Raw genomic sequence first — 20,763 nt, forward strand, 5'->3', positions numbered from 1 at the left:
GCAATAGTGCTGTGATGGTAAAGTGTGCGGGCAAACAGGCAAATTTAAGGTGTAGGTAGGCTGCTGGCGGACACTTTGTCGGTTATCCTACATACGGTGGGGCGAGTAGGAAACGGCTGTTCTGTAGTGGTGCAAAGGCTTTTAAACCATAGCCGCCGCGTCCCGTCAAGCTTTTCAGTTGAGTGGACTATTGGTAAGAGGCGTTGATAAACCCAAGCTGAAAGCAGGAGTAGCTGTTTAAAAAGTATTTGCCACAAAGCCCACGAAAAGCCTGATCGGTAAGGCTCTGCATTCTCGTGGCCAATGCGTTTGAAAGAATGGGTCTCAGTATCGGTGCGCTTAGGCTTTGACCCGGGTGATTTTTAAGACAATAGGCAATTCTTTTAAGCGGCGCATGATTTTTGCCAAATGCACACGGTCCCGTGCGGTCAGGGTAATCAGATCGATACAGACGCGGTCGTCTTGGTCGACGACGTTGACATTTTCGATATTGGAGTCCATGTCGGAAATGGTCGAGGCGATAGTGGCTAACGCGCCGCGCTGGTTCATGATGTCCAAACGCAATTCGGCAGGGAAGTCGCCGATGATGTCTTGGCTCCACTCGACATCCAGCCAACTGGTGTCTTTTTTGCGCAAGACTACGCGGTTGCGGCATTCATGGTGATGCACGACAATGCCGGTGCCGGGGTTGAAAAAGCCGATGATGGAGTCGCCGGGAATGGGGCGGCAACACTTGGCCAAGGTGATGACCATGCCCTCGGTGCCTTTGATAATCAGCGGCGTTTTGGGGATTTGTTCGTTATTGTCAAGCTTTATATTGGCGTTGATGTCGTCTTGGGTCAGTTGTTTGGCGACTAAAAACGGCATTTTGTTGCCTAGGCCAATATCTTCCAGCAGTTCATCTAGTGACGGTAGGTCGATAATTTTCAGCAAGGCTTTAATGCGTAATTTGTCGATGTCGTCAAGATGCAGGTTCATGCTTTGCAGTTCTTGTTCCAGCAAACGGCGACCCAAGTTGATGGCTTCTTGTTGCTTAAAGTTTTTTAGGTAGTTACGGATGCTGGAGCGGGCCTTAACGGTGGTGGCATAGTTTAGCCATAGGGGGTTAGGTCTGGCCCAAGCGGCGGTAATGACTTCTACGGTCATGCCGTTTTCCAGTTTGGTCTGTAAGGGCACCAGTTGCCGGTCGACCCGTGCGGACACGCAGGCGTTGCCGATGTCGGTATGGACGGCGTAGGCAAAATCGACGGTGGTCGCCCCGCGCGGCAGTTTGATGATCGCACCCTTAGGGGTGAAGACAAACACTTCCTGCGGGAACAGGTCGATTTTTAAGTTGTCGATAAACTCCAGCGAATCGCCTGCTGATTTTTGGATTTCCAATAAATCACGCAGCCATTCGTTAGCCAAGGCTTGGGCTTTTTCGGTTTTGTCGTCGTCGGATTTGTACAGCCAGTGGGCGGCGATACCGGATTCGGCCATGCGGTGCATGTCATGGGTACGGATTTGTATTTCTATGGGAGTGCCAAAGGGGCCCATCAATACCGAATGCAACGATTGGTAGCCGTTTTCTTTGGGTAGGGCGATATAATCCTTAAAACGCCCTGGGATAGGTTTATAGAGGTTATGGATGACTCCCAGCACCCGGTAGCAGGTGTCGACCGAGTCGCAATAAATTCTGAACGCATAAATGTCAAAAATATCCGATAAGAGAATTTTCTTATCGGTCATTTTTTTGAAAATGCTGTAGAGGTTTTTTTCCCGCCCCGCGACTTCGCAATTTAAGTGGGCTTCGGATAAGCGGTTTTTTATCGAGCTTTCGATGGTTTCCACAACTTTGCGGCGGTTGCCGCGTTCTTTTTTGACGGCTTTGTCCAGTTCTTGGTAGCGGTCCGGGTACATGGCGGCAAAGCTGAGCGATTCCAGTTTGTGCCGGATGTCGTTCATGCCTAGGCGGTTAGCGAGCGGGGCATAAATTTCTAGTGTTTCGTGGGCAATGCGTTCGCGTTTTTCGGCGGGCATTGCGCCGATGGTCTGCATATTATGCAGACGGTCGGCGAGTTTGACGATAATGACCCGCAGATCTTTGGCCATCGCCAAAAACATTTTGCGGACGTTTTCGGCCTGGGCTTCGGCGCGTGACTTATTGTCGATTTTGCCGAGTTTGGTCACGCCGTCAACCAGTTCGGCGACTTCTACGCCGAACTCATTGGCAAGCTGTTGTTTGCTGATGTTACAGTCTTCTATGACATCGTGCAGAATGGCCGCCATAATGCCGTTGGCATCCATGTGCATTTCGGCGAGGCTAATCGCCACCGAAATCGGGTGGCAAATATAATCCTCGCCGCTTTTGCGCACTTGCCCCTGATGGACATTGGCGCCAAATTGGTAAGCGCGGACGCAGTCATCGATCTGGCTTTGGTCAAGATAGAGCGACAAGGTGTCGCATAAGCGGCAGATTAGGACATCTTGGGGACGTTCAAGCACGGTCATAGGCAAGGGGCAATCAGAATGAGGGTGGATAATCCTGGATTTCGGTGGTGCGGTGCAATCGCTTGATGTTTTCGTTAGTGACATGCCCGGCGGCGATCTCACGCAAGGCCAGTACGGTGTCTTTATCTTTGGCGCGGGGCAGAAACTCGGTCGCACCTTGGCTGAGCTGGCGTGCCCTCGTACTGGCGAGCAGCACCAGCTTGAAGCGGTTTTCCACATGTTCTAAACAATCTTCGATAGTAATTCTAGCCATTTTTAATCCTGTAATTAAATGAAAATCGGCGGCGGTGCGCCGTAAAAAATAAAAGTCCACCACACCTTACACCTGCTATGACTATAACAGAACTGGAAAAGTGCAGTGAACTTATATTAATTTGTCAGTGTGCCATTATAAATAATGGCGGAGGCTTATTGTCTGGATTTTAAGATGGCGACGGCCGGCAATTCTTTGCCTTCCAAAAATTCCAAAAATGCGCCGCCGCCTGTCGAGGTGTAGGACACGTCATTTTCGATGCCAAACTGGTCAATCGCTGCCAGGGTGTCGCCGCCGCCGGCAATGGAGAATGCAGGGCTTTCGGCAATGGCTTTTGCTAAGGTTTGGGTGCCGTGGCTGAATTGTTCGATTTCAAACACGCCGACCGGGCCGTTCCAGACGATAGTGCCGGCTGATTTTAACAGCTCGGCGTACTGGGCGGCGGTTTCTGGCCCGATGTCCAAGACCATATCATCAATTTCAATATCGGCGACTTTTTTCACGGTGGCGACAGCGGTGTCGGAAAATTCTTTGGCGCAGACCACGTCAACGGGGATAGGAATATCTGAACCGGCTTTTTTTGCCGCTGCAATCAGGCTTTGGGCTTCGGCGATCAAATCCGGTTCATACAGGGATTTGCCGACCGGAAAGCCGGCCGCTGCGATAAAGGTATTGGCAATGCCGCCGCCGACAATCAGTTGGTCGACTTTTTCTGACAAGGATTTTAATACAGTCAGTTTGGTGGAGACTTTCGAGCCGCCGACAATCGCCACTAACGGTTTGGTAGGGGTTTCCAAGGCCTTACCGAGCGCGTCCAATTCGCTGGCCAGCAAGGGACCTGCGCAAACGATGGGGGCAAATTTGGCGACGCTATGGGTGGAGGCTTGCGCACGGTGGGCAGTACCAAAGGCATCCATGACGAAGATATCACACAATTTCGCCATTTTTTGTCCCAACTCGTCGCTGTTTTTTTCTTCGCCAACATTAAAGCGTACGTTTTCGCACAGGACAACTTCGCCCGGCACTATCGCTAAGCCTTCCAGCCAGTCTTTTTCCAGTCTGACCGGTTTGCCCAGCAAGCTGGCCAGACGTTCGGCGACCGGTTTTAATGAGGATTCTTCATCATAAATGCCTTCGGTAGGGCGGCCCAGATGGGACATGACAATCACGGCGGCTCCGGCTTCCAAAGCTTTTTCAATCGTGGGCACACTGGCTTGGATACGGATATCGCTGGTCACTTGGCCATTTTTTACGGGTACGTTCAGGTCTTGGCGGATTAACACCCGTTTGCCCGATAATTCCAGATCAACCATTCTTTGAATTGACATATTTTACTCTCGCTTGTGCTGTTAAATTAATTAATGGGTTTTCCATTTGATGGAGCAGCCAATACTGGGTATTTGCTGCGCTGGCCCCTGTCCGGTAGCGGCAATGGTTTGCATGGCTATAAATAGTTCGCGTATTGTATCAGGCGCGGCGGCTTGTTTGCGACTGGCATCTAAGCGGCCACGGTATTGCAATTGCAGGTTAGCGTTATAGCCGAAAAAATCCGGTGTGCAAACCGCCCCGTAGCGGCGGGCGACGTTTTGGCTTTCATCCAACAGGTAGGGAAACGGGTACTGGTGTTGCGCCGCCGCTAACCGCATATTCACGAATGAGTCGTCGGGATAGGCGGCGGTGTCGTTCGACATAATGGCGACCGAGCCGATGCCGATGCTTTGTAGGGCAAGGGCATCGCGCACTATCCGGTCGTGGATGGCTTGGACATAAGGGCAGTGCTGGCAAATGAACATGACCAACAGGCCTTTAGGGCCACGGCAGTCGGCCAGCGACCAGGTACATCCGTCCACGCCCAACAGGGCGAAGTCGGGAGCGGGTTTGCCAAATTCGCAGACGGGAGGTTCTAAAGCCGCCATAACCAGACCCTACGCGCCGAATGACAGGTTGAGCAGTTCGTTGTCCAAGCGTCCGGCGCGGAAGCTTTTGCCGGAGTCGACGGCGGTGACAATGACGCTGGCGGGGCTGAACAGCATGGCATCAATCTTAAAGAAGTCGTATTGGTATTCTTTAAAGATTTTGGCGAACGGTTTGCCATAGTCTTTGGAGGTGGAACTGGGCAGTTGGTTAGCCAGTTGTTCCGCCGCGTCGTCGCCGCCTTTGACAAACAGGTGGACTAAGCCCGCAAACAAAATCGCGTCGTTGGTGCGTCCCATAGCGCCAACAAAGTTAGGGTGCGGCGGACAGACGGGGGCACTGCCGCTGCCGTCAATAATATTTTCCAGCGGAAAGTGCAGGGCATGGGCTTTGTGCATGGCCACTTCCAAGACCCGTCCTACCACTTGTACGCACCCAGCCAAGCTGCTGGTGGGGGTGACGATAATGGTCAGTTGCGCAGGGGCTAGGCCACAGGCGGCGGCGATTTTTTCGACGATTTCCACCGGCGGCAGTTTGTCGTTTTCAATGACCAGTACGGTTTGCTCGTGGCTGTCCTGATAGGCCAATTCTTTGTACAGTTCTTCGACAGGTTGGCTAACGCCGTCTTTGGTTTTGGTGGCCATAGCACGGGCGGGGCCTGAGCCTAGGGCGTAGTATTTTTCATGCGACAGGCTCCAGCCAGCATATTGGCTGCCCAAGCAGGCCAGCACGGGATTGGTGCTATAGACGTTGACGGTCAACGGCCAGTTATCGGTATAGTTGCTGTGCGACAAGCTGACGGTGCCCATGCCGCCCAGGCAGATTTCGGTGATGATGCGGCCTGCTTCCAAGCCGCCCGGCGCATTGATGCCGGCATCAATTAAGGTGCAGCCATTGTCTAGGGTATGCAGGTGCAATCTTAATTTGTCGGCATTATTAAGCAGTTCTTGTACTAAAGGCTGGGCAAGTTTATTGACGCTAGCGGTAAATTCCATGGGGCTGAAAACCTGTTTGTTCTGTTAATAAAGAGGGGTTATAGGCAAGGCAATTGGCGCAAAAGGGCGCGTTGTTGATATTGTAACTGTTCGTACACCATTTGTGCGGTTTTCTGGCGCACAAGTAGGCTGCAAATGGGCTGTCCGGTATGGCAGATAGTCCCCGCAGGCGGTAAATCCGCGCAGTTTTGTGGCCAAGCTAGCGTGTCTGGGATATAAACTGTTTCTTTTGCGTAAATAATCTGGTAGGCACACGCTTCAGTTCCGGCCTTGTCTTGATGATAAATTGTCGGCAGGTGGCCTGCACAAGCGTGGCGGTGCAGGCTGAGCAAGTCGCCGCCATAAAGCTGCATACTGGCCGAGGGGCGCGGGTTGATTTCCAGTAGCCATAATGCCGTGCTGTCTTGGATAAAGTCCAGCGAATTGAGGCCTTTGAGGCCGAGTATCGGCACCAATTGGCTTAACCACGCCGTTATTAAGGCTTTATGCCGTGCGCTTAATGCTGTGCAGTTAATGAGTCCGGCAAACAAAAAACCGTCCGAGCCGGCCGCCGTTGTCCATTGCCGATGAAAGCCCAGCACTTGCAGGTGCTGCCCGTCGGCGAGAAATAATACCGAGTGGGGTAGTCCGGTTTGGTATTTTTGCCAATAGTTCTCTGCTAAGGGTTCCGCTTGCCAATGCCGTATGCCTAGCCCGCCTTGGCCGCATAGAGGTTTGCTTAACCAGCCGCCATCAGGGGCGGGCGGGGTAAATACGCTGTCCGGGTAAGGGATTTGTAAGCTGTCCAGTACCGCAAAAAAGGCTTGTTTGTTAACGGTATTAACGAAAACAGCCGGGGTATTGCCTATTAAGTGTAGCCGTTGGTTTAGATAAGACAAACTTTCTGGAAAAGATTCAAAGCCGCTGCCATAAATCAGGTCGTGGAGCGGATACTCGGCGAGTAAAGGCTCTAGGGCAGGGAGCAGGTCGTTTAGGCTTAGGGAGGCGACTTGCCGCCACGCGGTGGCATAGCGGCGGGTGTCGGTGTCGGCAAACAGATCGATGACGACCGCCTTAATACCTGCTTGGTAGGCGATTTGTGCCAGCATCCGTGCGGATGTGGCAATAATGAGCAGGTAAGGGGAGGGCATGTGCTAGGGAATCTGAGGTGTCAATTAGGAACGTGCATAAAATAACGTCGGCAAATCTTATCGTAAGGTGGTTTGTTATTTGGAGCGCGGGCATCTTGCCCGCAAGGGCGGGCAAGATGCCCGCGCTCCAAGATCCCTACGCTTTAGCGTTGCCTGGGTTATTGCCTATCTATTTCTTAAGGCACTTGGGCGGCTAAGGCGGCAAATAGGGCGTTGTGGCTAAGTATTGTCCACGAAAACATCTTTAAATAGTGATATTAATTTGGCTTGCGGCAATTTGCCGCAATGGCGGTGGTGTCCGGTTCGGAGAAAATACCTGACTACGGCGTTTGTCAAGAATCCGCCCATGCTATACTGACACCCTCTGCAATACTCGGCAGAAGCTTCTAAAATTAATAACTGGAAAAGATAAATGACTGTTAGCGTTGATGATTTCAAAAAAGCGTTGCAACTGTGGGGCAGCGGTGTTTCGGTAGTGACGACCTGCTCGGAAAAGTTCGGTAATCAAGGCATGACGGTCACGGCCTTTACCAGCGTGTCGGTCAGTCCGCCGCAAATTTTGGTGTGTTTGAACGCCTTGGCAGATACGGGCGAAGGCATTGGCGAAAGTGGGCGGTTTGCCGTTAATGTTTTGACTGACGCGCAACAGGAGATGTCCAATCAGTTCGCAGGCGGCAGTAGCCAAGCGCAACGGTTTGCCAACACGCCTTGGCAATTGGGCGGGAGCGGTGTGCCGGTGCTGACTGAAAGCTTGATGTCGTTGGAATGCACGGTGGTTGAGAAAGTCCGTGCGGGTACGCATTGGATTGTGGTCGGTGAGGTGCAATACAGCCATTGCCGCGAAGGTGCGCCTTTGCTGTATTACTGTGGCGCTTATCGGCAGTTGGCGGACAGTTAGGTGTTCCGCCTTAGGCCGATTGTCTAAGGCGTGCACAATTGGGCGGATGTTGCCGCACTGCCATTAAGTTAAGGGTTTTTGTGGCTATATGGACGATAATAAACGAATTTTTTAGATTATTAACATGGTTAAAAAAAGCGGGCAGTTGAGCGGAGCCGGGATCTGATCGATGCGGACAGCTTCCCCAGCCCTCCCCATCAGGGGAGGGAGCCGTTTCACCATACTGGCTTGGGTTTTTGATCAATTCCCCACACTATTTAGGGCGTTTATGAAAAACTTGATCAGTGTGAGAATAAGCTACCCAGCAACCGCCCTAAATGGGCGGTTGTTGTTTAAGGCAGTGCATAGCTTGCCAAATCGGTTATTCATTTTCAGGCCGATAGCGTAAAATCCACATTTCTTAGATTCGATTAATCTATCTTTTAAGGAAGACCATGAAAAAAATACTTTTCTTGTTGGTGCTGATGCTGGCCAGTTTCGGTGCAGGGGCGGATGATGCCAAAAACGAGTGGCATAACACTGTGTTGTCGGATGCGACGATTGGTGAAATTAACCAAGCCACCTACAAATATAAAAAATGCGTTTCTGACGAAATGCAAAAACCTGCCTACGCGCTGATGGACACGCGCTTGGCGACTGACACCATCACGCGGATGTGTGAGCCGGTGTTAGGCAAAATGCGCGATATTTATCTGGCACAAAAAATCCCTGGCATTGTCGCCGACCGCCATTTAAAGCAACTGCGCCTTAATGTCACCCGCAGCGTATTGCAAACGATGATGTTTGCCGAAGCGGCGCGTAAATCGGGTCAACAATCAAAATAATAAAACCCATTCCAGTTATGAATAGTCAATATACCGTAGATTTAACCCTGCAACCGACCACCTTAGACTTATGGCATGTCAGCTTGGCTGCTGCCGTGGTCGCGTTAGCGCTCATTTTAGTCACTGTGCTGTTGGCGATGGTCATCCGCTTGTCACGCCGCCGCCCCGAAGCCCCGCTAACCATCGCCGAGCCGATTGTTAAAGTCGTGGAGGTCGAGAAAATCGTCGAAGTGGAAAAGCTTGTCGAAGTCGAGAAAATCGTTGAAGTGGAAAAAATCGTCCAAGCCCCGGCTCCAGAGCCCGTGGTCTTAAAAGAAGCCACACCCGATGCCGCCCTGCAATTGCTCGGCCTGTTGCAAAAAGAAGCGCGTTTCTTGGATTTTGTTAAAGAAGACATCACCGTGTACAGCGATGCCGACATCGGCATTGCCGCACGGGTCGTCCATGAAGGCTGCAATAAGGCACTGAACGAACACTTTACCTTAGCCCCTGTGCGTAACGAAGCCGAAGGTAGCCGCCTGACTTTGCCTGCGGGCTTTGATGCCGGGGCGGTGCGTTTGACTGGCAATATTGTCGGCAATGCCCCGTTTACGGGTACGCTGATCCATAAAGGCTGGCAAGTGACCCAGATCCGTTTGCCCAAATTAACACAAGGCTATAACGCCGCTATCGTCGCCGCCGCTGAGGTTGAATTATGAGTTTGTTTGATCAATTTAAAAAAATTCCGGGCAAGTCCCAAGAACCCCAAAAACCAGAGCAGCCCGTTGCACCTGTGGCCGTTCCTGAGCCGTTAGCGTTAGAACCCTTGGTTGCCGAAACGCCTGTACAAGAAGCCCCACAAATGGCGGCAGAAGGGCCCGAAACAGCCGTTGAAACGGTGGCCGAGCCTGCTGCCGTTACTGAGACTGAGGCGGCTAGCGACACTGCACCTGCTGTTACTGAGGCTGTTAGCGACACAGCACCAGCACCTGCCGCCGCGCCCACACCGAGTACCGAGGATAGCCCAGGTCAACGTTTTACGGTCGGTATCGACTTAGGCACGACCCATTGCGTGTTGTCGTATTCAAAAACGGGTGATGAAGATGAGGAATTTGTCCAACAGGTGATGGCGGTTCCGCAACTGACTTCACCCGGCATGGTCGAAGACAGCTATCAATTGCCGTCTTTTCTCTATCAAGCTCATGAATCCGAATTGGCGCAAGGTTCCACGTCGTTGCCATGGACAGCCAAACCGGATTATCTGGTCGGGGAAATCGCCCGCAACTTGGGCAGCAAAACCCCCATCCGTCTGGTCTCCAGCGCGAAAAGCTGGTTATGCCATGCCGGGGTCGATTGTAAGGCGGCTATCTTACCCGCCGACGCACCGGACGAAGTTACCCGCGTGTCGCCGTTCCAAGCCAGTGTCGCGTATTTGCAGCATTTGCGCGATGCGTGGGAATATCAGCATCCACACGCGCCTTTATCCGAACAGGATGTGGTGATTACCGTACCCGCCTCGTTTGATCCGGCGGCGCGGGAATTGACCGTGGAAGCGGCGCGTTCGGTCGGCTTAGGCCAAGCCATTCTGTTAGAAGAACCGCAAGCCGCCGTGTATAGCTGGATTGAAAAAAGCCATGGCGACTGGCGTAAGCAAGTCAACTGCGGCGACATTATCCTGATCGTCGATATTGGCGGCGGCACCACCGACTTGTCGTTGATTGCCGTGACCCAACAACACGGTAATCTGGAACTGACGCGGGTGGCGGTCGGCGACCATATCTTGCTGGGCGGCGACAATATGGACTTGGCCTTGGCCTACACTGTCAAAGCCAAACTGGAAAAAGACGGTGGCCAACGTTTGCAGCCTTGGCAAATCCAAGCCCTGACCCACAGTTGCCGCGATGCCAAAGAAAAGCTCTTCACCGACTACAGCCTAGACACCATCCCGCTGGTCATTGCCAACCGCAGTTCGTCGTTAGTCGGCGGCTCTTTGCGCACCGAACTGACCCGCGACGAAGTCAACCGCGTGTTGGTGGAAGGCTTCTTGCCGAAAGTCGCCATCACCGACCGTCCGGTCAGCCGCACCCGTTCCGGTTTGCGCACCGCCGGGTTGCCGTACGCGCAAGATGCGGGCATTACCCGCCATTTGGCGGCGTTTTTGGCAAAACAACAAGATGCCACCAACGATTTGGCGGACATTAACTTGCCCGCCCACGCCACCTTCCTGCATCCTTCCGCTGTGCTGTTTAACGGCGGGGTGTTAAAAGCGGGGGCGTTGGCCGAACGATTGATGCAAGTCCTTAACTCTTGGCTGATCGCCGAACAAGCCCCCGAAGCCCGTTTATTGGCGGGTGCGGATTTGGATTTGGCGGTGGCGCGGGGCGCGGCTTACTACGGTTTCGTCCGCAAAGGCCGGGGTGTCCGTATCAAAGGCGGTACTGCTGCGTCCTATTACGTCGGCGTGGAAAGCTCCATGCCCGCCGTACCCGGTTTGCCGCCGGAATTGGAAGCCTTGTGTATCGCCCCGTTCGGTATGGAAGAAGGTACCCAAGAAGAGTTGCCTGATGATGAATTCGGCTTGGTGATCGGTGAACCCGTCCGCTTCCGCTTCTTCGCCTCCAACAGCCGCCGCGACGATCGCGTCGGCACCCGCCTGGATTTCTGGAGCGACGACGAATTGTCGGAACTGGCGGAAATTGAGATTACCTTGTCGGATGCGGGACGTAGGCCGGGCGAAGTTATCCCCGTGCATTTGTGCGCGGCGGTTACCGAAGTCGGCACCTTAGAGCTGCACGCGGTCTCGCAGAAAGATGATAGCCGCTGGAAGATTGAGTTTGATGTGAGGGCGGGGGAGAACTAGGCTTATTGGGACTATCTACATCCTATCGGTAATCGTTGGTTGCCGATAGGGTGGGATGGCTCTTGTGTCAGCGTTTTTGTGTCGGCTTAGAAAATTGGAGGCGGAGCTGGGCTGTTAATTTTTTGTAAAGATTGTGGTAACGAATGGCTATGAAAAAGACGATAGAAAGCCTCGGCACAGATTATTACGATGTACGGTACGTTATTAATCATATAGGGATAAACTATTATGAGGCTAATGCTCTAGTTATCCGTAAGGATACCGGTGAAGAAACCCGGTATAGCTGTATTAGGTGCGGTAACAATAGTGAGGACATCGAAAATGAAATTTACATAGCCCTTTTACAGCACCATGATATTTTTATGGCAAAGCCTCATGATTGGGATTCTGCGACTAAAAAGTTGCTGGCGCGTTTGAATGCCCTACAAAATCATAAAATCGGCTTTCTTATCGGGTTAAGAGAAAGCGTTGAAGAAGGGCGGTTTGAAGACTATATAGAAAAAAACTATGCGGCCTTTTTACAGCATGTTACGGATGAAACTAGGCAGTTAGTCATTGGCATTGAAGCTCTTGAGCCAAAAGAAAGGCAGTCCTTGTTAATCGCTGATGATGAAGTCTATAAGAATCCTATAGATATTTGGAATTTGGAAGAGCTTACCCTGAAAAATCGGATATTCACGTTTTTTAATAATCCTTCCGAACAGGAAATTGAGTTACATAATATTCATGTTGAAAGGATGCGGGGCTGTGATTCTGGCGGGTAGGCAAACTGAGCGGCTGGGGGGATGTGTTGATTAAAATTGCCTTTGTAGATGGGCATCAAGTTGTTGAGATAGATGCTCCAACATTAGCCGGTGTAAACCTTGATGATTTCTCATTGCATAGGGCCTTATTGGAAAATCAGAATTTGTCTGGAGCCAGTTTTAAGGGGGCCGACTTAAGGGGGGCGTTTCTTACTTCTGCTGTTATGTCCGGTTGCAACTTTGAGGAAGCCTTGTTGATGACAGCCTTTATGGACGATGCGATTATTGACAATGCCAATTTTTATAAAGCAAAGCTAATGAGTACTGTCTTTAAAAGAGCCATTTTGACAAATGCAAATTTTTTGGATGCTGATGTATGCCACGCTGATTTTGAAAACGCAGACTTATCTAATGCGAATATGGAATGCGCAAGAATCGGATCGGCCTCATTTAAAAATGCCAAATATTCCTCAAAAACGCAATGGCCGATGGGGTTTGACCCTAGGGAGGTAGGTGCGGTTTTAGTGGGCGATGGGGCAGAATGATTTTATGGTAAAAATAATATGTTGCGTGTTGATGTTCTTTTGGTTTGGTAGCCCTATAGCCAAACCAAGTTATGAACCTCAACAAGATGCACTCAATAGAATGGCAATACAAGTCGATACGATACGGACGGGTATTAAGAAAAATGGTGGTTAATCAAGGATTGGTTTATGCCAACGGCAATAGCATTCCCTTAGAAATTGTGGAGGTTGAGGTTTTAAAAACGTATAGGGGAAAAAGCCTAATGACAAAAAACAATTAATTTGTACTTGGATTGGTAGCGGTGAATTCGCTTTTGATCCGCCTTTGGGTCGGGAATTGTTAATTTATGGTATCCAAGTGGGTTCATTGGTTCAAGTGCCTATGATTCGATACATTAGAGGAATCCCTGAAAATGAGTCGGAAATCTATAAAGTATTAAAATTAAAGAGAAAAGTAAATAATAAGCGTAATGTATTTTCAACCTTTGCTTATGATCGTAAGGTTATACGCAATGCGTGTAATAAGCCTGTCGTTTGGCCTGAATAATACGGTAAGGTAAATCCGCACAGTCAGCCTTGTAGGTTACCTCACTGGCAAGTCATGCGTTTGATAAAATCCTGCAAACTTTGGCCTTCACTATCCGCAAAAGTCTCGTTTTCCGCTTGGAGGCTTTGAATCCGGTCGAGGCGGAAGTTGCGGAAATCGTCGCGCAGTTCGCACCAACCGACTAAAGTCCAGGTGCTGCCCCAAAAATACAATCCCAATGGACGGATACGGCGCAGGCTGTGTTCGCCGTCTGCACGGCAATAGGCCAGTTGTAACACGCGTTTGTGGTCGATGGCTTTGCGGCAAATATCCAGATGACTATCTATGTCTTGGCGGTGGCTGAAGCGTAGCGCAAACAGTTTGCTGTCTTCGATTTTATGGCGTAATCCGGCGGGCATCACGGCGGTGATTTTGTCCAGGGCGGTTTGGGCGGAGTGGCCCAGTTCGTTGCCTGTCCAGGTTTTGCTCATCCGCGCTCCGATGACCAAGGCCTCGATTTCGTCGGAGGTGAACATGATCGGCGGGATGTCGATAGTATGCAGCAAGCGGTAACCGACTCCGGCTTCTCCTTCAACGGGTACGCCGGATAGGCTCAGATCCTGAATGTCGCGGTAAATGGTGCGCTCGGACACTTCCAGACGCTCGGCGAGCTGTTTGGCGGTGACTAAGCGCTTGTTGCGCAAGAGTTGGACTATTTGAAAGAGGCGGTCGGCGCGGCGCATGGTGTGGTTTGCCTAGGTGGCCGACGCGTCGGCCACCCGTAGCTTAAGAGTGGTTAGGATGGGGAGTATAAGCCAATACGGTTGCCTTCGCTATCTGACAGCAGTGCGAAGTAGCCGCATTCGCCGTCATGAATCGGCGTTTTGGGGAGGATGGGGCTACCGCCGTTTTGCAGGCCTCTGTTCAGCGGCAGATTTAAGTCTTCGCCGCCGTTGAAGTAGACTACGGTGCCGGTTGAGCTGGGTTGGTAGCACTCGCCCTGTGCCAGCATCCCGCTGACTGCCCCTTCTTCGCTGGCGAAAATCGCCATTTGCAGGCCATTCATTTCATCGTCTTTGAAGGTGGTTGCCAATAGGGTTTGGTAAAAGTTTTTCGCGCGTTGCATATCGGTTACGGGAATATCAAACCAGCTTGCTACATGAGTGTTCATCTGTTGTCTCCGGGGGTTAAGTGTTAATGAGCGGCTATGGTATGACAGGCCTACTGACAGCGTGGTGTCAGTAGTGTTTTAGTGGGGCGCAATAGTTGACAGGTGTTTAACAGATTGTTCAAATTGATTTGACAGGGCGACTACAAGGGGAAGTTATCATAAAATCTATTATTATCGATTTTTATTGACAAATCCGGCTAAATTTCCTATAAATCTGCTATAGGAGAATTATAGGAAACGTGTTGTCGCTACGGAATTTCCGTCTAATCCTTGCCTTGATGACCCTGCTGTTTTGGGGGCGGCGATCCGTGCCGCGCGTACCCAAGCGGGGTTGCGGCAAATTGATGCCGCCTTAAGTATTGGCGTGGCTTTACAGACGTTGGTTGATATTGAAGCCGGACAGGCCGGGGTTAGCATCGGCAAAATTCTGCAAGTTGCGCGGGGTTTGGGGGTGACGTTATTTGTGTTGCCCCAGTCGCAACGTGATAATGCCCAGCGGCGTTTGGCTGGGCTGACTAAGCCGCTGTTATGAGGCTTGAGGTGCGGGCTAACGGGGAGCTTAGGAATAAATTCAGGCAAACGCTAAAGGGCTTGGAGCGCGGGCATCTTGCCCGCTGTTGCGGGCAAGATGCCCGCGCTCCAAAAGTAAAGTTAGGCATTAAGCCGCGACTTCGGGTAAGGTGAAAATGCCTACCGATGACACCAAGTCGCCGGATAGGTTGACCAGTAATTCGGTTTGGCGGCTTTGGTCTTGGAGTTGGCTGTAGGTTTCTTCGGTGCTGTTTTGGATTTGTCGGGCGCGTTCCACCAGCCGTTTTGAGACTTCGGATTGTTGGGTGGAACTGCTGGCGATGGTTTGTACCAGATGCACCAGAATGGCGGTGGTGTCGCGGGTCGCCTGCATTTCGTCGCCTGCTTGTTGCGCCAGTTCGGTGCCGCGGACGACTTGGCTGATGGCATTGTTCATGGTGGTGATGGTGTTGGCAGTTTCGGCTTGGATGCTGTTGACTAGCGAGGAGATTTTTAAGGTCGCTTCGCGGGAGCTTTCCGCCAGTTTTTGCACTTCGTTGGCGACCACGGCAAAGCCGCGTCCGGCTTCGCCCGCTGAGGAGGCTTGCATGGTGGCGTTTAGGGCGAGGACATGGGTGCGTTCGGCGACATCGTTAATGATGTTGACGATGCCGCCGATTTCTTGTGAGCGTTCGCCTAAGCGTTTGATGCGTTTTTCGGTTTCGCGGATGGTGGTGCGGATGCTGGTGATGCCGTTGATGGTGTCGGAAACGGTGGCTTGGGCTTTATCGGTATTGTTGATGGCCTTCTCGGCGGCAAGGTTGCAGGAGGCGGCCAGTTTGGCGACTTCCAGCATGGCTTTGGAGGCGGCGCCCAGTTCGTGGGCGGCTTGTTCGACTTCGCGTTTTTCATCGGCGGCGACATCAATCACCCGTGCCGATTGGCTTTGCACTTGTTGGGAAACGTGGGCGACTTCGTCGGCGATTTGCGTCACCCGTTGCAAGACGTGGGCGGTTTCGTAGGTCAGCAGGTTTAAGGCCTCCGCCAGCGGACCGGTAACGTCGCCCGCCGCTACGGCTTGGACGGTCAAATCTTTTTGCGCGAGTTTCCCTACTGACACCAGCAGTTCGACAATGGAGTTGTTGAGCCATTCTTTTTCCTGTTCTATTTTCCGGCGCACGGCTTCGCGCTGGTCGACCATCAGGTCGAACTGGCGGCCTAACAGGCCAATCTCGTCATGGGTTTGTAAATGGGCGCGGACGCTGTTGTCACCTGCGGCCAGTTTTTGCATAACGTCCACTAATAGGCCGACGGGACGGGTGATGGAGTTGGTGATGTAGAGGGCGACCAGGGTACAGCCCGCAATGAGGGTGATGATGACCACGGCTAAGGCGAGCAGGGTCAGGCTGGCGGACTGGATTTGGCGGCTGAAGATAGCATCCAGTTCATTCACGCCGAGGGTGATTTCGTTATACATTTCGTTAATCGCTAAGCTATGCCGCGAAAAGTAGTTGGCGGGCGGGTAATCTAAGGCCGCTTGGGTGATGATTTGGGTGTCGGCCAGTTCGATGGCCTTTTTGATTAAGGCGGTCGTGGTGTTGAATTGGCTATTTAGGGATTCTTGGGCTTTCGGGTCGGCTTGTTTGTGCTCGGCATTGAGGAAATGGTTAAAGTTCTGCTCGGCGGTGTCTAAATGCTCATTAGCGATGCTGAGCATCAGGATCAGGCGACCCCGGTCGCGGGGCAGGTTGCCGCTTAGGGTGTCGGCAGGGATTTTTTTGGTGGCCCGTTCGGCGGCTTGTAACAATAAGCCCGTACCCCAGCCGTTCGCTTGGTCTATGTACTCGGCGATAAGGGGGGCATCGACGAGGATGGCGCGGATCAAGAAATACGATTCGGGGTTGGGGTCTAGCGCTAGGCCGTAATGGTCGATGATGACCGTTAAAATATCCCGCACCTTGGCGATCAGCCACGCATCTGAGCGGAACAGCTCCGGCGGCGTTACCGAGTGGTCTCTGGCTTTGCGGGCGATTTTCGGCCATTCTTGCTTAAAGTTTTCCCAAAGTTCCTGCACTTCGGTGTCGCCGATAGTTTGGCTTAAGGTATCGATGTCAGTTATTTTTCGCTCAATGGCATGTTGGGCGGCTTGGCTTTCGGCGGCACCGTTACCCATAAAGCCGACCGAATAGGCGCGGTGTTTGGATAATAATTGGCTGAGGGCGAGCAGTTCTTTGGCTAAGCGCAGGCCTTGTTGTTCGCGTTTGGTTTCGTTGATTTTATCCCATTGGCTATCAATGACGGAATAGAAGGCGGTACCGACCAGAACTAAGGCCAGTAAGGCTAAAATAGCGAATTTTTGCCGTAATAATAAGCCGCTAAACGGCGTAATGTGTGCTTGTGCCATAATGTTAACTCGTGTGGATTAAGGGGTTTTGCCGTCGATAGTCAAGCCGAAGGGGCGGTGATTAGGCGGTGTATCGTCGCCAGCAGGTCCTCTTCGCGTACGGGCTTGACCATATAGGCATTGACCCCGGCATCGCTGGCCAGGGTGCGGTGCATCTGGGTGGTTCTTGAAGTGACCATGATCACGGGCAGGGCGGCGGTGGCGCGGCTGATGCGGATGTGTCCGGTCAATTCAATGCCGTTCATGCGCGGCATTTCCAGGTCTGTCAGCACCAGGTCGGGGAGGGTTACGGCCAAGTGTTCGGCGGCTTCTACGCCGTCGCGGGCGGTGCTGACCTGAAAGCCGGAGTCTTGTAAGAGTTGTTCGAGGGCGCGGCGTTGGCTGAGCGAGTCGTCTACCACCAAGATGCTCGGTAAGGTGGGCGCGGTTAGGGGTAGGGCGGTGTCTTGCCAAGCCGCTGCGCCGCCTTCGGCCAGCCGCAGCAGTTCGGGCAGATCCAGCACGGGGGCGACGCTACCGTCACCGAGAATGGTCGTGCCGATAAAGCCGGGCGTTTTTTTAATGTAAGCGCCAAAGTTTTTGATGACGATGTCCAGGCCGTCGGTCACCCCATCCAGTAAGATGGCGGTGGTGGTTTGCTGATGTTCGACCAATAAGGCGAGGCGCGGCACTTGGTCGGGTTTGCGGTAGCCGGGTAGGCCTAGCAGTTGGTCTAGGGTCTGGGCAGGATAGCGGTGGCCGTCCAGTTCGGCGTATTGGCCGTCTTCGGTGATACTGAGCGGGTTTGTACCCGCTAAGACGATTTGCCGGATACCGTGGTTGGCGAGCGCCAGATGGTAGGGGCCGATGGCGGTCAGCAAAGCATGGGCGCGGCTGAGTGGTAGGGGAATTTGTAAGGCCACTGTCAGCCCTTGGCCTGGCTCGGAGTGTAAGGTGAGGCTACCGCCTTGCGCCTGTACTTGGTAGTTCACCACGTCCATGCCGACCCCGCGCCCGGAGGTTTGGGTGGCTTGGCTGCGCGTCGAAAAGTTTGGGCGGAGGATGAACTGTGTTAAGTCGTCTTCGCTGGCGGCTTGATCGGTCGACAACACGCCGCGCTGTTCGGCGGCGGCACGGATGGCGGTAAAATCCAAGCCGCGCCCGTCATCACGCAGTTGGATCAGGAGGCCGTTACCTTCATGGGCAAAGCTCAGGTGAATGGTGCCATATTCGGGCTTGTTGAGGCGTAAGCGCTCTTCGGGGCTTTCAATGCCGTGGTCGACGGCGTTGCGCAATAAGTGCATGAGAGGGTCGGTCAGGGTATTGAGGGTGTCGCCGTCTACCCTGAGGTGTTCGCCGGAAAAGCTCAGCACACAGTGCTTGCCGGTAAGGCGGCAGGTTTGCCGTAAACTTCTTTGCAGGCGGGGGATCAGGGTGGCGGCGGCCACCAATCGTGTCGCCATAATGGCTTCTTGGGTTTCGCTCATCAATTGTTGTTGTTCGTCCAGTATCTGTTTTATTGCGTCCAATTCTTGGCGGGCATCCAAGCCGATTGTCCGGGCATCGAACGCCGCTTCCACCAGTCGGCGGCTGGCGGTGTGCAGTTCGTTGTATTCGTCCATTTCTAGCGCGTCGTGCGGGGTTGCCGGGCTAGTGGCGTTACGGCCTGACAGGTCTTTTAGGTCTATCAGTTGCTCCAGTTCGTCGCCTAGGCCGCGTAACAGCTCGAATTGTTCTAGCAGGTTTTGTAGCAAGTTTTTGGCGCGGCGCAGGCGTTGGTTGGCTTGGCTGTTGAGGATGAGGTTTTCGCCCGCTTGCCCGAACAGTTGGCCGAGTTGTTCGGCTTCGATTCTGACCATGGCCGCTTGGGCTTTCTCAGCGTTGGCGGTGGCGGGTGCGGGCGATGAAGCCTCGGCGGCGGGCACGGCAGCGGTATCAGCAAGCGTTTGCCCGGTCGTGGGCAAAGCCGTCAGGCTGTCTGGGCCTTCGCTCTCCAGCCGATTTGCCCAGCTCAAGATGTTTTGTAAAACGGCCAAAGCATCATCGGGCGGCGGGCTAAGTCCGAGCAGCGATTCGCTCATGGCTTCTAAGCAATCGGCGGCGGCGATTAAGGCGTGCAGCAAGCTGTGGCCGGGCAGTTTTTGTAGTTGGGCGCAGGCGACTAAGATGTCTTCGAGATAATGGGTGAGCTGAGCAATACCTTTAATACCGACCGTATTAGCCGCGCCTTTGACGGTGTGGGCGAGGCGTTGTGCGGTGTCCACATCCGCCAAACTGCCGTCTGCCTGTAAGGCGTGCAGGGCGGCGGATAAGGTTTGGGTTTGGATAGGCAGTTCTTGCAGGAGCAGGTCCAGCAGTTCTTGGTTAACGTCTTCGGGTAAGGCTAAGCTGGCATCTTCGGCGCTGGCGGTGCGTTTATGCGCCGTTGGTGTTGCTGGCGTGTTAACGCCGCCGATGCCTTGCAATTGCGTCAGCAATAGCCCGGCGGCTTCCATATCCAAGGGTAGCGGCCAATCGGGGTTGCCCAGTTGCGCGAGCAGGGGCATTCCGGCATCCCGGTCACCGATGTTCGCCAGATAGTCTTGGACGGCGGCAATCCAGCTCTGTAAGGCCTCTACTTGGGGGGCGGCAAACAGGCTGGGGTCAGCAAGGCATAGTCTGATGTTATGCTGGACATGCGCACAGCTCAAGGCTAAGCCGTTAAACTCGGCTATGCTGGCGGTATCTTCGTAGCTGTCAAGGGCGGTGCTGAGTTCGGCTAAATGTCCGGCGTAATGGTCGGGTGTATCCAGGGTAATGGCGGTTAGCTGCTGCCCAATAAACGCCGCCTCCATCGCCAATAATTCTGCGTGTTCCAAGAGGGTCGCGGTGGGCGATAAGGTATCATCCAGAGCAATCGCCAACAGGTAATCTTCGGCATACCCGTCTGCGCTTAGGTCTGCAATGCTTGTGCCTAAAGCGGTATTGGCGATGACCGTGTTCATAATCCCGCCTCCGGGCAGAACGATAAGCCGCCTAGCGCATTGAAGAAAGCCTCAAAATCAAGCTCCAACCATGTTTGGCCACCCTGTATATAGGTCTGACGGATAAACGGTGCGACGCTATCGGGCAAGGCGAAGGGGCTGGCTGGGGCTTCGTCTATGTCGGCGACTGGCTGCGGGTAGTCGTCTATCCACAAGGACAGGGTTTTGTCGCCGTGGCCGATGGCAAGCAAATGGCGTTTTTGCGGCGGGTGGGTGGTGCTGTCAAATAAGCGGTGTAAGTCGATAACCGGCACGATAGTGCCGCGCCTGTTTAACAGGCCGCTGAACCAAGGGGCGGTTTTGGGAATCGGATTGACGGGTAATGCCCCTAAGACTTCGCAATTGCCCTGGGCGGGCAACAAAAACCCCAAGCCGCCGACACGGAAGCCTAAAGGGTTGGCTGGGGCGGTGTCCGCATAGCCGATGGGTGCTGTAGCCGTTGAATTGAAATTGGTCGCCATGATTAATGTCATTGTCAATATCGGCGGCAAGGCCTGTGTTTAGGCTATGCCGCTGCCGAAAAAGATACCCGTTAAAGCC

General features: G+C 53.0%; 18 protein-coding genes. 7 read left to right on the forward strand and 11 right to left on the reverse strand.

What is annotated here, in order from left to right:
- Positions 1–339 precede the first annotated feature (339 nt).
- The 6 genes from CEK71_RS15590 to CEK71_RS15615 all read right to left on the reverse strand — a co-directional run bounded on the left by CEK71_RS15590 (position 340) and on the right by CEK71_RS15615 (position 6,782).
- Positions 340–2,490, reverse strand: a complete 2,151-nt coding sequence (locus tag CEK71_RS15590; RefSeq protein ID WP_088620243.1) for a RelA/SpoT family protein — start codon at positions 2,488–2,490, stop codon at positions 340–342.
- A 13-nt stretch (positions 2,491–2,503) separates the two neighbouring features.
- Positions 2,504–2,743: a DNA-directed RNA polymerase subunit omega gene (rpoZ, locus tag CEK71_RS15595; protein WP_088621654.1), complete on the reverse strand. Its 240-nt coding sequence runs from the start codon at positions 2,741–2,743 to the stop codon at positions 2,504–2,506.
- Between the two features lie 155 nt (positions 2,744–2,898).
- Positions 2,899–4,071: a phosphoglycerate kinase gene (locus tag CEK71_RS15600; RefSeq protein WP_088620244.1), complete on the reverse strand. Its 1,173-nt coding sequence runs from the start codon at positions 4,069–4,071 to the stop codon at positions 2,899–2,901.
- 30 nt (positions 4,072–4,101) lie between these two features.
- On the reverse strand, positions 4,102–4,659 hold the full coding sequence (locus CEK71_RS15605; protein ID WP_088620245.1) for a thioredoxin family protein: 558 nt from the start codon (positions 4,657–4,659) through the stop codon (positions 4,102–4,104).
- Between the two features lie 9 nt (positions 4,660–4,668).
- Entirely contained in the window at positions 4,669–5,652 is a 984-nt protein-coding gene (gene mch, locus CEK71_RS15610; protein WP_088620246.1) for a methenyltetrahydromethanopterin cyclohydrolase, read from the reverse strand.
- A 38-nt stretch (positions 5,653–5,690) separates the two neighbouring features.
- Entirely contained in the window at positions 5,691–6,782 is a 1,092-nt protein-coding gene (locus tag CEK71_RS15615) for an ATP-grasp domain-containing protein (RefSeq protein ID WP_088620247.1), read from the reverse strand.
- 412 nt (positions 6,783–7,194) lie between these two features.
- Here CEK71_RS15615 and CEK71_RS15620 point away from each other — a divergent pair, with 412 nt between their 5' ends.
- From CEK71_RS15620 to CEK71_RS15645, 6 genes are all read left to right on the forward strand, one after another.
- Complete coding sequence (locus CEK71_RS15620; RefSeq protein WP_088620248.1) at positions 7,195–7,680, forward strand: flavin reductase family protein; 486 nt, start codon at positions 7,195–7,197, stop codon at positions 7,678–7,680.
- A gap of 434 nt (positions 7,681–8,114) precedes the next feature.
- Complete coding sequence (locus tag CEK71_RS15625; RefSeq protein ID WP_088620249.1) at positions 8,115–8,504, forward strand: hypothetical protein; 390 nt, start codon at positions 8,115–8,117, stop codon at positions 8,502–8,504.
- A 17-nt stretch (positions 8,505–8,521) separates the two neighbouring features.
- Entirely contained in the window at positions 8,522–9,202 is a 681-nt protein-coding gene (locus tag CEK71_RS15630; RefSeq protein ID WP_088620250.1) for a DUF2760 domain-containing protein, read from the forward strand.
- The gene (locus tag CEK71_RS15635; RefSeq protein ID WP_232463672.1) at positions 9,199–11,343 is read left to right on the forward strand and encodes an Hsp70 family protein; all 2,145 of its coding nucleotides are present in this window, start codon (positions 9,199–9,201) and stop codon (positions 11,341–11,343) included. Before CEK71_RS15630 ends, CEK71_RS15635 begins: the two co-directional genes overlap by 4 nt.
- Before the next feature lie 149 nt (positions 11,344–11,492).
- A complete protein-coding gene (locus CEK71_RS15640; protein WP_157679302.1) occupies positions 11,493–12,107 on the forward strand; it encodes a hypothetical protein in 615 nt (204 codons plus the stop codon).
- Between the two features lie 26 nt (positions 12,108–12,133).
- Entirely contained in the window at positions 12,134–12,631 is a 498-nt protein-coding gene (locus CEK71_RS15645) for a pentapeptide repeat-containing protein (RefSeq protein WP_157679304.1), read from the forward strand.
- Positions 12,632–13,198: 567 nt separating this feature from the next.
- Here CEK71_RS15645 and CEK71_RS15655 read toward each other — a convergent pair.
- Together CEK71_RS15655 and CEK71_RS15660 are read right to left on the reverse strand one after the other, a co-directional pair.
- On the reverse strand, positions 13,199–13,879 hold the full coding sequence (locus tag CEK71_RS15655) for a helix-turn-helix transcriptional regulator (protein ID WP_088620254.1): 681 nt from the start codon (positions 13,877–13,879) through the stop codon (positions 13,199–13,201).
- A 53-nt stretch (positions 13,880–13,932) separates the two neighbouring features.
- Positions 13,933–14,307 carry a VOC family protein gene (locus CEK71_RS15660; protein ID WP_088620255.1) on the reverse strand — a complete coding sequence of 125 codons (375 nt, stop codon included), beginning with the start codon at positions 14,305–14,307 and terminating at the stop codon, positions 13,933–13,935.
- A gap of 292 nt (positions 14,308–14,599) precedes the next feature.
- Between CEK71_RS15660 and CEK71_RS15665 the strand changes: the two genes are divergently transcribed.
- A complete protein-coding gene (locus CEK71_RS15665) occupies positions 14,600–14,839 on the forward strand; it encodes a helix-turn-helix transcriptional regulator (protein ID WP_088620256.1) in 240 nt (79 codons plus the stop codon).
- Positions 14,840–14,965: 126 nt separating this feature from the next.
- On the opposite strand, the gene CEK71_RS15670 is transcribed toward CEK71_RS15665, so the two are convergent.
- The 3 genes from CEK71_RS15670 to CEK71_RS15680 are packed head-to-tail and all read right to left on the reverse strand — an operon-like array spanning position 14,966 to position 20,684.
- Entirely contained in the window at positions 14,966–17,221 is a 2,256-nt protein-coding gene (locus CEK71_RS15670) for a methyl-accepting chemotaxis protein (RefSeq protein ID WP_088620257.1), read from the reverse strand.
- A 41-nt stretch (positions 17,222–17,262) separates the two neighbouring features.
- The gene (locus CEK71_RS15675; RefSeq protein ID WP_088620258.1) at positions 17,263–20,184 is read right to left on the reverse strand and encodes a hybrid sensor histidine kinase/response regulator; all 2,922 of its coding nucleotides are present in this window, start codon (positions 20,182–20,184) and stop codon (positions 17,263–17,265) included.
- Positions 20,181–20,684: a chemotaxis protein CheW gene (locus CEK71_RS15680; RefSeq protein WP_198328262.1), complete on the reverse strand. Its 504-nt coding sequence runs from the start codon at positions 20,682–20,684 to the stop codon at positions 20,181–20,183. The genes CEK71_RS15675 and CEK71_RS15680 overlap by 4 nt, the downstream gene beginning before the upstream one ends.
- Between the last annotated feature and the right edge of the window lie 79 nt (positions 20,685–20,763).

Source organism: Methylovulum psychrotolerans (assembly GCF_002209385.1).
Lineage (GTDB): Bacteria > Pseudomonadota > Gammaproteobacteria > Methylococcales > Methylomonadaceae > Methylovulum > Methylovulum psychrotolerans.